Origin of the sequence: Mycolicibacterium peregrinum (assembly GCF_001665625.1) — a bacterium.
Lineage (GTDB): Bacteria > Actinomycetota > Actinomycetes > Mycobacteriales > Mycobacteriaceae > Mycobacterium > Mycobacterium peregrinum_B.
Genome location: NZ_LZSY01000201.1, coordinates 1 through 14,233 on the forward strand (window position 1 = coordinate 1; position 14,233 = coordinate 14,233).

13 protein-coding genes are annotated in these 14,233 nt (G+C 64.2%); 12 read left to right on the forward strand and 1 reads right to left on the reverse strand.

The annotated features are described in order from the left end of the window. Positions 1–22 precede the first annotated feature (22 nt). Positions 23–178, forward strand: a complete 156-nt coding sequence (locus A5779_RS34845; RefSeq protein WP_269085859.1) for a heme-binding protein — start codon at positions 23–25, stop codon at positions 176–178. Positions 179–233: 55 nt separating this feature from the next. On the opposite strand, the gene A5779_RS31985 is transcribed toward A5779_RS34845, so the two are convergent. Further along, on the reverse strand, positions 234–944 hold the full coding sequence (locus A5779_RS31985) for a (2Fe-2S)-binding protein (protein WP_064888014.1): 711 nt from the start codon (positions 942–944) through the stop codon (positions 234–236). Positions 945–1,069: 125 nt separating this feature from the next. Between A5779_RS31985 and A5779_RS31990 the strand changes: the two genes are divergently transcribed. The 11 genes from A5779_RS31990 (at position 1,070) to A5779_RS33920 (ending at position 14,218) form a co-directional block, all read left to right on the forward strand. Next, complete coding sequence (locus tag A5779_RS31990; RefSeq protein WP_064888016.1) at positions 1,070–1,498, forward strand: diol dehydratase small subunit; 429 nt, start codon at positions 1,070–1,072, stop codon at positions 1,496–1,498. 10 nt (positions 1,499–1,508) lie between these two features. Then, entirely contained in the window at positions 1,509–3,227 is a 1,719-nt protein-coding gene (locus A5779_RS31995; protein ID WP_064888018.1) for a propanediol/glycerol family dehydratase large subunit, read from the forward strand. 1 nt (position 3,228) lies between these two features. After that, complete coding sequence (locus A5779_RS32000) at positions 3,229–3,825, forward strand: propanediol/glycerol family dehydratase medium subunit (protein WP_064888020.1); 597 nt, start codon at positions 3,229–3,231, stop codon at positions 3,823–3,825. Further along, positions 3,825–5,684, forward strand: a complete 1,860-nt coding sequence (locus A5779_RS32005; protein WP_064888022.1) for a diol dehydratase reactivase subunit alpha — start codon at positions 3,825–3,827, stop codon at positions 5,682–5,684. The genes A5779_RS32000 and A5779_RS32005 overlap by 1 nt, the downstream gene beginning before the upstream one ends. 22 nt (positions 5,685–5,706) lie before the next feature. After that, positions 5,707–6,033 carry a glycerol dehydratase reactivase beta/small subunit family protein gene (locus A5779_RS33295; RefSeq protein ID WP_236734950.1) on the forward strand — a complete coding sequence of 109 codons (327 nt, stop codon included), beginning with the start codon at positions 5,707–5,709 and terminating at the stop codon, positions 6,031–6,033. Positions 6,034–6,254: 221 nt separating this feature from the next. Further along, a complete protein-coding gene (gene eat / locus A5779_RS32015) occupies positions 6,255–7,670 on the forward strand; it encodes an ethanolamine permease (protein ID WP_064888085.1) in 1,416 nt (471 codons plus the stop codon). Then, complete coding sequence (locus A5779_RS32020) at positions 7,667–9,082, forward strand: ethanolamine ammonia-lyase subunit EutB (RefSeq protein ID WP_064888026.1); 1,416 nt, start codon at positions 7,667–7,669, stop codon at positions 9,080–9,082. Before eat ends, A5779_RS32020 begins: the two co-directional genes overlap by 4 nt. Continuing rightward, on the forward strand, positions 9,079–9,852 hold the full coding sequence (gene eutC, locus A5779_RS32025) for an ethanolamine ammonia-lyase subunit EutC (RefSeq protein WP_064888028.1): 774 nt from the start codon (positions 9,079–9,081) through the stop codon (positions 9,850–9,852). The genes A5779_RS32020 and eutC overlap by 4 nt, the downstream gene beginning before the upstream one ends. A gap of 13 nt (positions 9,853–9,865) precedes the next feature. Continuing rightward, on the forward strand, positions 9,866–11,152 hold the full coding sequence (locus tag A5779_RS32030) for an HAD family hydrolase (RefSeq protein WP_064888030.1): 1,287 nt from the start codon (positions 9,866–9,868) through the stop codon (positions 11,150–11,152). 425 nt (positions 11,153–11,577) lie between these two features. After that, positions 11,578–11,880: a DUF5663 domain-containing protein gene (locus tag A5779_RS32035; protein ID WP_131811729.1), complete on the forward strand. Its 303-nt coding sequence runs from the start codon at positions 11,578–11,580 to the stop codon at positions 11,878–11,880. A gap of 10 nt (positions 11,881–11,890) precedes the next feature. Continuing rightward, positions 11,891–14,218, forward strand: a complete 2,328-nt coding sequence (locus tag A5779_RS33920; RefSeq protein ID WP_131811730.1) for a P-loop NTPase fold protein — start codon at positions 11,891–11,893, stop codon at positions 14,216–14,218. Positions 14,219–14,233: the final 15 nt, after the last annotated feature.

Here is a 14,233-nt window from a genome sequence, read left to right on the forward strand (position 1 = left end):
CATCTGCCAGCCCGGCGGTGAGTTGTACGGCCTGGAGCAGACCGCCGGCGGGCTGGTCGTGTTCGGCGGCGGGGTTCTGCTGGAAGCCGGCGGAGTGGTGATCGGCGCGGTCGGGGTCAGTGCGGGCAGTGTCGAGCAGGATGTCGCAGTGGCGACCGCTGCGGCAGCGGCAATGTAGCCACCGCTGCGGCAGCGGCAATGTCGCCGGAGCAGGGGCGGCGCCCTCTAGGGATCTAGCCCGGCCCGCTGGTCAGAACACAGTCACCGCAGTAGCCGCCCCCGGGCACCTGGTAGAACAGGCAGCAGTTGCGCCGCCGGAACTGTTCTCCCACAACGTCTGCGGCACCGCGCAGCGGTTCGATCGCGATCAGTTCGGCCACCAGCTCACGGCCGCGGCGCTGCGCGTCGGGGCGGGACATGGCCAGTACGGTGACCGCGCCGTTGGCCGCCGATGCGATGTTGCCCCACATCACCTGTGGCGAAAGGGATTCCGCCGGCCCCATGGTGCCGTTCAGCAGGAGCAACACGGTTTCGATCAGCGATTCGGCGATGGTGACGGCGACCCGCCGCAGGTCGGTTTCGGTCACCCATTCGACACCGGCTTTTCCGAGGGCTGGTCGGTGGGATGAATCCTGTTGCCAGAACAGCGAATCCATCGTGAGTAGTGGGACGCTGCCAAAGCACACCGCGGCGCCGAGTGCGGGGGACAACAGGCGTGCGGCGATCGACAGGTGCACCGAGGAGGCCGCGGCCTTCACCGGCACGTCGGCTTCGTCGATCCCGAAGCCGGCGGCCGTCGCCGCCCGGGTGCGCATCGTGTACTCGTGCAGGACGGCCGGATCGCCACACAGGGACGCGATCGGCCTCCAGTCGGCGGGATCGGCCGCCGGGAGGGCAAAGAACTCGCCCAGCGCGGCGATCGGGTCAGATTTTCCGGCGTCCATCGTCGGGTCAGGTTAGCCGCACTGACCTGCGGCGCAACCCTGATGCAACGTGATGCAGCGCACAATTGGCTCGCGTTGTGTCGCACGTCGGTGGGAGATCCGCCCCGAGTCAGTTGGAGTAGTGAATGACGGAACCGATTCTCGACCCTTCGGCCGATTACCCGCTGAGCATCCATCGCGAGGATCTGCTGTTCACCCCCAACGGCACGCCGATCGGCGGTATCACCATGGACGCGGTGATGTCAGGTGAGATCGCCGCCTCCGATCTGCGCATCACCCCGCAGACCCTGCGACTGCAGGCCCAGATCGCGGAAAAGGTGGGACGCCGCCAGCTCGGCTCGAACCTGCGCCGCGCCGCGGAGATGACCGCGATCAGCGACGAGCGGGTGTTGCAGATCTACAACGCGCTGCGGCCCAACGCCTCCACCAAGGCCGAACTCGACGCCATCGCCGACGAGCTGGACACCAAATACGGGGCGGCGTTGCTGGCGGGGCTCGTCCGTGAGGCCGCCGACGTGTACGAGCGCCGCGACATCCTGGCCACCAGCGAATAGGAGAACACCGGTGACGGCAGTATCGCCACAACATTCCACGGCCGGCCGGCGCAGGCAGTCCGAGCGCACCAAGGTCCTTGAGGACCGGCCGGTCAACCTCGACGGCTTCGTCGAGGAATGGCCCGAGGTGGGCATGGTCGCGCTGGACAGCGCATTCGATCCTGCGCCGAGCGTGCGCGTCGTCGACGGGGTGATCGTCGAGATGGACGGCCGGGACCGCGCCGATTTCGATTTCATCGACCAGTTCATCGCCGATCACGCCATCGACACCGCGACCACCGAGCAGGCGATGGCGATCCCGGCGGCCGACATCGCTCGGATGCTTGTCGACCCACATGTGTCCCGCGACGAGGTGATCGCGGTGACCACGGCACTGACCCCGGCCAAGCTGCTCGAAGTGGCAAAGACGCTGAACATCGTCGAGATCATGATGGGGATGCAGAAGATGCGGGCCCGTCGCACCCCGGCGAACCAGGCGCACTGCACCAGCGCTCGGGACAACCCGCTCCAGGTCGCGTGTGAAGCCGCCGAGGCTTCGCTGCGCGGATTCTCGGAAGTGGAAACCACTTTGGGTGTGGTGCGCTACGCGCCGCTGGTGGCGATGGCGCAGCAGATCGGCAGCCAGGTCGGCTGTGGTGGACGCCTGACCCAGTGCGCCCTCGAGGAGGCCACCGAGCTCGAACTCGGCATGCGCGGCATCACTGCCTATGCCGAGACCATCTCGGTCTACGGCACCGAGTCGGTGTTCGTCGACGGCGATGACACCCCGTGGTCGAAGGCCTTCCTGGCCGCGGCTTATGCCTCGCGTGGCATCAAGATGCGGTTCACCTCGGGCACCGGTTCCGAGGTGCAGATGGGCAACGCCGAGGGCCGCTCCATGCTGTACCTCGAGATCCGGTGCATCTTGGTCGCGAAAGGCGCAGGCGTGCAGGGCTTGCAGAACGGTTCGATTTCCTGCATCGGCGTGCCGGGTGCGGTACCGGCGGGGATCCGGGCGGTGGCGGCGGAGAATCTGATTGCCTCGGCGGTGGACCTCGAATGCGCTTCGGGCAACGACCAGTCGTTCTCCCACTCGCCGATGCGCCGGGTGGCGCGGTTGTTGCCGCAGCTGATGCCGGGCACCGATTTCATCTGCTCGGGCTACTCGGCGCCACCCAACTACGACGACATGTTCGCCGGATCCAACCTTGACGCCGAGGATTACGACGACTTCAACACCATCCAGCGGGACCTGCAGATCGACGGCGGGTTGCGCCACGTCAACGAGGCCGAGATTCTCGCTGTCCGGCATCGTGCGGCCAAGGCTCTGCAGGCAGTGTTCGCATACCTGGACCTGCCCGCCATCTCTGACGCCGAGATCGAGACGGCCGTGTATGCGCACGGCAGCCGCGAGCTGATCCCGCGGGACGTCCTGGAAGACCTCAAGGGTGCTCAGCAGGTGATGGACCGCAACATCACGGGACTGGACCTGGTGAAGGCGCTGGAATCGACCGGTTTCTCCGATGTCGCCGAGAACCTGTTGGCCGTTCTGCGGCAACGGGTCTCGGGTGACCTGCTGCAGACGTCGGCGATCATGACGCGCGAGCTCCAGCCGTTGTCTGCGGTCAACGACCGCAACGACTATGCGGGCCCGGGCACCGGCTACCGCCCCACGGGCGCACGCTGGGAAGAGATGAAGCGGCTACGTCACGTGACCAGCGCCGAGAATCCTGAACTGGAGGTCGAGTGACATGTCGGCAGTGACCGGGCAGCGGACACTGAGCTTCACCGGCGAGCGGCCGGCAGAACCCGGCAAGCGCTCTGATGAAGTGGTGCTGGCGATTTCGCCTGCGTTCGCCGACTTCTTCAGCCAGACCATCGTCGGCCTGTCTCATGCCGACGTGATCCGTCAGATCCTGGCCGGTATCGAGGAACAGGAGGTGACCGCCCGGTGTATCCGGATCCGGCACAGCAGTGACCTCGCCGTGGTCGCACACGCGGCGGCCAGGCTCAGCGGGTCGGGCATCGGTATCGGCATCCTGTCTCGCGGCACATCGATGATCCATCAGCGTGACCTGCCCAGGTTGTCCAGCCTCGAACTGTTCCCCCAGAGTCCGCTGATGACGTTGGAGACCTACCGCCGCATCGGGTCGAACGCCGCCCAGTACGCCAAAGGTGAGTCACCCGAACCGGTTCCGACGCTCAATGATCAGATGGCGCGGCCGCGTTGGCAGGCGAAGGCGGCGCTGCTGCACCTGAAGGAGACCGAGCAGATCCGCAAGCAGGATCGCCCGGTAGAGGTGACGCCGGAGTTCGGCGAGCTGACCCCCGAGGCACTGGGTACCTGATGGCGTTGACTGTTGTCGGTGTCGACATCGGCAACTCGACGACCGAGGCCAGTGCCGCGGTCGTCGCGACTGACGGCTCGACCAGGTTCCGTGGCGCGGCACTGACCGCGACGACGGGCGTCAAGGGCACGCCTCGAAACGTGGACGGCGTGGCCCAGGCGGTGGTTCGAGCGCTGGAGGCGAGCGCGGTGCGACTGGCCGACCTGGACCTCGTCCTGCTGAACGAGGCCACGCCGGTGATCAGTGGCATGGCGATGGAAACCATCACCGAAACCATCATCACCGAGTCGACGATGATCGGTCATGACCCGCGCACCCCTGGCGGCCGCGGTCTCGGTGTGGGCGTCACCGTGGCGTTCGACGACCTCGCCCAAACGCCATCCGGCACCGAAGTGATCGTGGTGGTGCCCAGGGACGTGGACTTCGAGGACGCGGCACGTGGGATCAATGCGGCAGCGGCACAAGGGCTGACGGTGCGCGGGGTGATCCTGGGCAACGACGATGCGGTGCTGGTGGCCAACCGGCTCGACTCCGTGGTCCCGGTGATCGACGAGGTATCGCGCATCGATGCGGTGCCGCTGGGCATGCTGGCCGCAGTCGAGGTGGCCGCACCCGGTAACTCGATCCGTACCCTGTCCAACGCCTACGGGCTGGCGACGATCTTCGACCTGGACGCGGCTGCCACCAAGGTGATCTCGCCGGTGGCCCGGGCGTTGACCGGCAACCGCTCGGCGGTGGTGGTGCGCACTCCCGCAGGCGATGTCGCCGATCGCAGTATCCCGGCTGGATCGCTGGAGCTGTCCGGTGTACACAAGCGGGTCACCGTCGATGTGTCCCGCGGTGCACCGGAGATCATGAGCGCGGTCGAGCGGGTCGCTCCGCTGGCGGATGTGGCGGGGGAGGCAGGCACCAACACCGGCGGCATGATCGCCAATGTGCGGCACAGCATGGCCGAGCTGTCCGGACATGTGCTGGCCGACGTATGCATCCAGGATCTGCTCGCAGTGGATACCTTTGTGCCGCAGGAGGTTCGTGGCGGGGTGGCCGGTGAGGTCGCCCTGGAGAACGCGGTTGCGCTGGCGGCCATGGTCCGGACGCGTGAAAGCGGAATGCGAGCGGTCGCCGACGAGGTTCGGGCCCGGTTGCGGGCCGCCGGGGCTGACCGTGTCGAGGTGATGGTCGGTGGTGTCGAGGCCGAGATGGCGGCGCTGGGTGCGCTGACCACGCCGGGCACCGACAAGCCGCTCGTGGTGCTCGATCTGGGTGGCGGCTCGACCGATGCCGCATCGCTGGCGGTGGACGGCGGGATCGGTACCGTGCACCTGGCCGGTGCAGGCGATCTGGTCACCAAGCTGATCGACGCCGAGCTCGGTCTCGACAACCTGGAACTGGCCGAGGACATCAAACGATCACCGTTGGGCAAGGCGGAGAGCTTCTTTCATGTCCGGCTGGAGAACGGCACCGTGATGTTCTTCGAGAAGCCGCTGCCCGCTGCATCGTTCGCGCGAGTGGTCACGCTGGCTGAATACGGCATGAATGCGATCCCCACCCGGCATTCCATGGACCGGGTCAGGCTGGTGCGCCGCGCGGCCAAGGAACGGGTCTTCGTGGTGAATGCGTTGCGCGCACTGCGGGCCATCGCGCCCGGTGGTGACCTGCGACAGATCGGGTTCGTGGTGCTGCTCGGTGGATGCGCGCTGGACTTCGAGATCCCCGAACTCATCGCGGATGCCCTGGCTCCGTTCGGAATCGTCTGCGGCACAGGAAATGTACGCGGGTCGGAGGGGCCACGGAACGCCGTGGCCACCGGTCTGGTGGCGTCGCACGCTCGGCTGGTCGGAGCGGGCCTCAGTGCATAGCGGTGGTCAACCTGATCGTCCGGTGATCGTGGTGTTGAGTTCGGGTAGCCGGGATGTCGAACGCGACGTGCTCGCGGGCATCGAGGAAGAAGGCGTTCCGTACCTGTTGGTTCCGGGCGACGCCGGGGTGCCTGCGACGGAACTTGCGCGCCGCGCGGCGCTCAGATCGCCGCTGCATGTCGGGGTGGGTGTCGGCCCCGGAGGTGAAGTGTGCGTGCAACATGCCAAGCTGTCAGATCCGTTGCCCGAGTTGATGTCTGGTGCAGTTACGCGCCCTTCGGTTGTCCGGGTACTAGGGCACAATGCGGCCAGGATCGTGGTAGGTGTTCCGCTCAAACCCGACGATTGACAACGAAACTGACCGTTGGGGTAGACACCGTCGCAGAGTGGGGTAATAATCTTCCATTAAAGGTTGATTTTCATACCTTTGGAAGGTGAACTCGCCGGAGCTCCGGCGTCGGACCGGCGGTGTTGCCGGGGTAAAGGTGGGCCGCCGCCTGCGAAGACCGTCATCAGCTGACGGCATCACATACGAGACATTCGAAAACGTTGTAAATGAAGGAGTTTGACATGGCGGGTGTGGAAGAACACCTGGAGAGCGCTGACTATCTACAGAAACGTCAGCTCAAATCCGGAAGCGCGGGATGGCTGCTGTTGGCCGGCCTGGGCGTCAGTTATGTGGTGTCCGGTGACTTCTCGGGCTGGAACTTCGGCCTCGAGCAGGGTGGCTTCGGTGGTCTGCTGATCGCCGTGGTGGTCATCGCCGCGATGTACTTCTGCATGGTCCTGGGCCTGGCCGAGCTGTCCTCGGCGCTGCCCGCGGCCGGCGGCGGCTACACGTTCGCCCGCCGCGCGCTGGGCCCGTGGGGTGGCTTCGCCACCGGCACCGCGATCCTGATCGAATACTCGATCGCGCCGGCAGCGATCGCCACCTTCATCGGCGGCTACGTCGAATCGCTCGGTCTGTTCGGTATACACAAGGGCTGGTGGGTGTACCTGGCGGCCTTCGTCATCTTCATCGGCATCCACCTCGCGGGTGTCGGTGAGGCGCTGCGGTTGATGTTCGTCATCACCGCGATCGCGCTGCTGGGTCTGGTCATCTTCGCCGTGAGCGCCATCGGCCACTTCGACGTCGCCAACCTGACCGACATCGCCCCCGACGCCGCGGCGGCAGGTGCGTCGAGCTTCCTGCCGCACGGTTACCTCGGCATCTGGGCGGCCATCCCGTTCGCCATCTGGTTCTTCCTCGCCGTCGAGGGCGTCCCGCTGGCCGCCGAGGAGACCGCCAACCCCGAGCGCAACGTGCCGCGCGGCATCATCGCCGCGATGACGGTGCTCATCATCACCTGCGTCACCGTGCTGTTCCTGACGGCCGGCGCCGGCGGTGCCGACGCGATGTCGACGGTGGACGATCCGCTGGTGCAGGCCCTCGGTGGCACCGGGTTCGCCGCCAAGGCGGTCAACTACATCGGCCTGTTCGGACTGATCGCGAGCTTCTTCTCGATCATCTACGCCTACTCGCGGCAGACCTTCGCGCTGTCGCGGGCCGGCTACCTCCCCACGAGGCTGTCGGTGACCAACAAGCGCAAGGCCCCGACCCTCGCGCTGATCGTCCCCGGCATCGTCGGCTTCCTGTTGTCGCTGACCGGTCACGGTGATCTGATCCTGAACATGGCGGTGTTCGGCGCGGCGCTGAGCTACGTGCTGATGATGATCAGCCACATCGTGCTGCGGGTGCGTGAGCCGGAGATGAAGCGGCCGTACCGCACCCCGGGCGGCATCGTCACCACGGGCTTCGCCCTGGTCATCGCGGTCGTGGCGCTCATCGCGACCTTCGTGGTCAGCCCCGTGGCCGCGGGTCTGTGCCTGGCTGTGTTCTGCGCGTTCATGCTCTACTTCGCGCTCTACAGCCGCCACCGTCTGGTCGCCAACTCGCCTGACGAGGAGTTCGCGATGCTCGCGGAAGCGGAGAGTGCCCTGAAATGAAGTACCACCAGCAGGTTTCGGGGGTGACCTACAGCTTCGACGGTCTGGTCGAGGTGATGGCCAAGGCCACCCCGCTGCGCTCCGGCGATCAACTCGCCGGTTGCGCGGCCGAGCACGACGGTGAACGCGCCGCGGCCGCCTGGGTGCTCGCGGACCTGCCGCTGGACATCTTCCTCAACGAGGAGCTGGTGCCGTACGACACCGACGAGGTGACCCGGCTGATCATGGACAGCCATGACCGCCAGGCCTTTTCGGAGATCTCACACCTGACCGTGGGCGGGCTGCGGGACTGGCTGATGGACGTCACGGCCCATGACCACAGCGCCGAGCGGCTGGCTGCCGTCGCCGCGGGGCTCACCCCGGAGATGGTGGCCGCGGTCAGCAAGATCATGCGCAACCAGGATCTGATCGCGGTGTCGGCCGCCGCCGAGGTGACCGCCGCGTTCCGCACCACCGTCGGCGGCCGCGGCACCCTGGCCACCCGGCTGCAGCCCAACCATCCGACCGACGACCCCCGCGGCATCGCCGCGGCGGTGCTCGACGGGCTGCTGCTGGGCTGCGGCGACGCGGTGATCGGGATCAACCCGGCGACCGACTCGCCACAGGCCACCGCCGATCTGCTGTATCTGCTCGACTCGATCCGCACCCGCTACGACATTCCGGCCCAGTCCTGTGTGCTCTCGCATGTCACCACCACGATCGGCCTGATCGAGGCCGGTGCGCCGGTCGACCTGATGTTCCAGTCGATCGCCGGCACCGAGGGCGCCAACTCCGCGTTCGGGGTGAACCTGCAGCTGTTGCGGGAAGGCAACGAAGCGGCGCGCAGCCTGCACCGGGGCACCGTCGGCGACAACGTCATGTACCTGGAGACCGGGCAGGGCTCGGTACTGAGCTCGGGCACGCACCTGGGCGTCGGCGGCAAGCCCGTCGACCAGCAGACCCTGGAGGCCCGCGCCTACGCGGTGGCCCGCGACCTGCAGCCGCTGCTGGTCAACACGGTCGTCGGCTTCATCGGGCCGGAGTACCTGTACGACGGCAAGCAGATCATCCGGGCCGGCCTGGAAGACCACTTCTGCGGCAAGCTGCTCGGCCTGCCGATGGGGGTGGACGTCTGCTACACCAACCACGCCGAGGCCGACCAGAACGACATGGACACCCTGCTGACGTTGCTGGCTGCCGCGGGAGTGGCGTTCGTCATCACCGTGCCCGGCGCCGACGACGTCATGCTGGGGTATCAGAGCTTGTCGTTCCACGATGTGCTGACCACTCGGCGCACCCTGGGACTGAGACCGGCTCCGGAGTTCGAGGCGTGGCTGCGCAGCGTCGGCATGGTCGACGACTCCGGGAAGCTGACCCCGTTCGACCTGGAGCGCTCGGCGCTGCGGTCGTTGACTTCGGGGGAGGTGCGATGAGCCCGAACGAGGTTGCGGTTCAAGAGTTCTGGGATGAGCTGCGCAAAACCACGCAGGCCAGGATCGGGCTGGGCCGGGCCGGCAACGCGTTGCCGACGCGCCGGGTGCTCGAACTGGCCGCTGCCCACGCCGCGGCGCGCGACGCCGTGCACGTGCCGCTGGATTTGGATCGGCTCAGGCAAGCTGTCCTCGAGGTGGGTATCGGTGAGCCGACCGTGGTGACCAGTCAAGCCACCTCGCGCGACGAGTACCTTCGCCGTCCCGATCTGGGCCGGGCCCCCGCAACCGGCATGCAGGTGCCCGAAACCCCGGCCGACATCGGCTTCGTGCTGGCCGACGGTTTGTCGCCGACGGCACTGGATCGTCATGGCGCTGAGCTACTGGCAGCTCTGGTGGCTCAATTGAAGGACCGCTACACCCTGGCCCCGCCGGTGATCGCGACGCAGGCCCGCGTCGCACTCGGCGACCACATCGCAGCTCAGGCCCGCATGCGGACCGTGCTCGTCATCGTCGGAGAACGGCCGGGCTTGAGTGTCGCCGACAGCCTCGGCATCTACCTGACCCACCTGCCGATGCCCGGCCGCACCGACGCCGACCGCAACTGCATCTCCAACATCCACCCGCCCGATGGCCTGGGATACACCGAGGCCGCGCGGGTGGCGGCAGGCCTGGTCGACGGCGCGTTGGCGCTGGGCCGCTCCGGTGTCGACCTGAAGGACACCTCACGAACCTCCACGCTCGACCCGTCCAGCATGACCCAGCTCAACTGAATCAGGAGTCTCAATGACCGTGCGTGCCGTTCTGTCCCTGCTCGCCGCGACGACCGTTGCTGTCGCGGGCTGCGGTGCAAGCAACGATTCGGCGGAGCCGTCGGCCGGTACGCAAACTGGCACCGAGACACCGGCCGCCAACTGCCGCACCCTGGCGGACAACCCGGGTTGGTACGGCGACAACCGGGACCGGATTGACGCGATGCTCGCCGAACGCGGCAGCTGCGGGGCGGACGGCTCGGTGGCCGACGGCGCTCCGCTGGCGTTGTTCGACTGGGACAACACCGTGGTCAAGAACGACATCGGGGATGCGACGTTCTTCTGGATGGTGCGCAACGGCAAGCTGCGGGCACCCGCAGGCGGCGACTGGTCGACGACGAGCCCGTACCTGACCCCGCAGGCCACGGCTGCGCTCGGCAAGGCCTGCGCCGCAACAACTCCGGGCCAACCGATGCCGACGAACACCGATCTGGGCTGCGCCGACGAACTGCTGTCGGTCTACACCGACGGTGAGACACGTGCCGACGAGCCGGCGTTCGCCGGGTTCAACGCCCGCCGGTTCGAGCCCTCGTATGCCTGGGCCGCGCAGATGCTGGCCGGCTGGCCCGAATCCGAGCTGACCGGTTTCGCCGAGGCGGCACGCAAGGAGAACCTCGACGCGCCCGAGGGCACGGACCAGAAGGTCGGCAGCGGTGACGAGACCGGTTGGGTTCGCTACTACCCGCAGATGCGCGATCTGGTGGAAACCTTGCGCGCCAACGGTTTCGACGTCCGCATCATCTCCGCGTCGGCGGAGCCGGTGGTGCGGGTGTGGGCGGCCGATCTCGGTTTCACCCCGGACAAGGTGATGGGGGTGCGGACCGAGCGCGACGGTGATGTCCTGACGTCGAGGCTGGTGCCGTGTGGCGGCGAGACGGCCATCCCGTACATCGAGGGCAAGCGGTGCCGGGTCAACGAGGACGTCTTCGGCATCAAGGGGCCCGCCGCGTTCGAGCAGCAGCCAGAGGCCAAACGTGCGGCCTTCGGCGCCGGGGACTCCGACACCGACGTCACGTTCCTCACCGACGCCACGGCGTTGCGCCTGGTGCTCAACCGCAACAAGACCGAGTTGATGTGCACCGCCTACGACAACTCCGACGGTCGGTGGGTGGTCAATCCGATGTTCATCGATCCGAAGAAGAAGCAGGCCGACCCGTACGAGTGCACGACGGAGGGCTACATCGAGCCCAGCGGCAAGGACGCCCCGCTGCACCGCGCGGACGGAACGGTGGTGCCTGACCAGCAGGACTCGGTCTCGTAGCGCCTAGGTCAAGACACCCTCTGCGCGGTGTCGTAATCGCGTTTGAAAGGAGTGGCCGGCAGCTGATCGATCGCGTGCATCGAGTATTACGTTGGAGCAGGCGGCCTGGCACATGATTACGCTCGACTCCCTGGGCCGAGATAGGGCTTCGCTCCGCGTTCGACGATGGTCTTTCAGGCGGAGCGTTGATCCAGTCCCAGGCCGTGCGTCGACTTCAACACGCCAGCAGACCTTGGCGGTTGGAGCACGGCGCAGCGCATTCGAAATGGACGTCAACCCGATGCCGTTAACCCACTGCCGCAAGACCCACTATCTTCTTACTGCTGCAAGACCCATCATTGCGGTTGGGCGGCGTAATCTAGCTCCATCAGATTCGTCGCATGCAACCAGCTGGGCTTGCGTGCTGGCAGGACAAGGGGAGACGGTTGACGCTTACGATAACGCGCGATGTCATCGCCGACCTCGGCTATACACGTCTGACGGAGGAGCAAGCTTCGCAGCTGCTCGATCAGCTCGTCGCTACGCTCACGAACATCGTTGGCTACCGCATTGCGCGTGCTACAGCGGGTGACGCGGCTGATTCTCTAGCCGGACTTCCAGAGGATGACGTCCTCGCGTGGTTACAGACACAGGCTCCGGGCCACGAGGAGGTTGTACGGCACGTATTCGAGGAGATTCGGCAAAAACTGAAGCAATTATCGGACGCAGGCGCGAGCTACAGCGACTAACATTCCGCGAATGAACTCGTGGAATGGGTCGTTCAATACTATCCTCAGTGGACGGGACGAGCCTAGGAATCTCACAGTCCTCCGTGACAGCATCGTCGGCCGTATTAATGCATATTATAGTGAGCTAAAAGATGTGTACTCTAGCTATCAAGATTGCCTCGACTCGGAGATGCTTTTCACCGATGAACCCGCAACTATTGCGATCATGGGTGAGCGAGGCGCCGGTAAATCAACCCTGTTGGCTGCTACTTTAGCCAGATTGCGCGAATTTAATCGAGATATTGTAACTCCAATACTCAGGCCCGAACTTTATTCTCAGAGTGAGTCGATTATCTCTGCGTTTTTAGCCTCGATGTGGGACATCGCTACCCGCGGTCCGGATCCTTTTGGACTCGGTTTGGATGACAACGACAGACTCGCACTAACCCGACAACTGGGCGACGCTGCGCGGCTTCAGGCGATAGCCCGAACGACGCTCTCCGCACTCGAAAACTCAAGTGAGGGCCCAGGGGATTTTGCCGAGGATGCGAACGCTGTCAGCCGGTCAGGTGTGCGCGTCGTTCGCGTTCTGCAAAGTGTCGCCATGACTTTGTCCACTCTAGGCGACCGCCAAGAGCCTCGCCTCATAATTGTGCCTATCGACGACGCCGATTTGGCAGCGGGTAATGTGACAACAATCCTTCGAGATTTGCGCGTACTGGGATCAATGCCTGGGATTGTTCCGATATTTTGTATGAATCCGGTGGACCTTTTCGACTCATGGGTATCGTCAAAAAAGCAGGGCATGGCGGACGACAATCTCGCTAAGCGCTACAACCGCCAATTGATTAAGGCGATACCTTATACGTCACGTTTTGAGATTGACCCGATCCCCTCTCATGAGCGCCCAAACTTTAAACCCATCGGGCAGTCCGCGAGTATCGCGGAAGTCATGTGGGAGTTTGAATCTGCGATAGGGCACGAATTTGGGCTGGACTTAAATTCAGACGCCTGGATGAGTTTTCCGGATAGCCAGTTTGGTTTACCTAATCCGCTTCCGGATAACGCACGCGAACTGGTCCAGCTTTGGCAAACGGTGAGTAATGCGACTCGTAGCGAAGAACTTACTAAAGAAGCAATAGTGCTTGGCGTTCGCAGGATACTCAGCATCCTGTCTGAGAGGCTCCGTTCAGTCGGGGCTACTGCGACAACGGAATTATGTACAATTACTCAGAATGATCCACGATATTCTAGCTACGACTTTTCAATCAATCTTAAACCTGACGATCTATTCGTGTACCTGACCTCGCAAAGAGAGTATCCGCGAGGGGTTAATGACCGGTTGTTTGATGCGGCCCTCGCTCCGCCACTTGTGGACATCGATCTAAGACCGGTTCACGCGGTTTACGCTGCATTCGACTCAGATGGTTCGGTTCATCCGCGGACAAACTCATCGAGGCCGGAACACCTCGAAGGTGAGATAGTTTCGACAATACTTGCTATCCAAGAGCTCGTATATTCAGGAATATTCGACGTCCATGGCGCCACTCCAAATACGATTGATGACTTCGATTGGTTGAACCTGCAGCGCGTCAATGTCGCAGGGAATGGAACCGACAATCGCTTTATTTTCTTGCCGGAATGTCGCACTCTCTCAGAGGTTCGTTCAGCTGTAGCGTTGTGGAACCAGCTTGCCTCAGCGTCACACACTGTTCGTCCTGAACGTTTGCTCACCATGAATGTTGGAGCGTCGATCGCCTGGGCGCAAAATCGCAGCGAAATTGTAGAATTTGGCACATACAAGGACTCTGTACGAGCGGCTGTTGACCTGTATGAATCCTGCAGAGGTTCTCGCGCGAATTCACACCGGTCGTTCCGACGATGGTGCGAGGATCTACTTCCGATGCAATGGTCGACAGCGATTCTCAGGCCACGTGTTATTGGTGAGATGGCCAGTTACTACCAGAGATACTTCGAAGATACAACCGATTCATCGATTGGGCGTAGTAAATTGCGCTTACTCGAATCCAGGCTCGACCGGGTCATGGCTAACTGTAGCGATCCGATGGATGCTGAGGAATGCGCTTGGGTGGCATCTTACGCTGAGTTGGCCGGTCGGCTTTCCGACAGATTAGCGCAAAAGATACACCCCTTCGAAGAGGCGTGGCGATCGCAACGGATCGCCCTCAAATCTGGGGCCGCATCAGTGAACGCCACTTTGCATGTGGAAAGTGGCGGCCACCGGAGGTTTGCTGAAGTTGAAAACGATCAAGGTAAGCAATTATTTGAGCGTGCGCGTGCGCTGTTAGAGTCAATGGAGGACCAGGAGCGGCGCCGCGGACATGGGCATATATCTTGATATACGCCGGCGTTG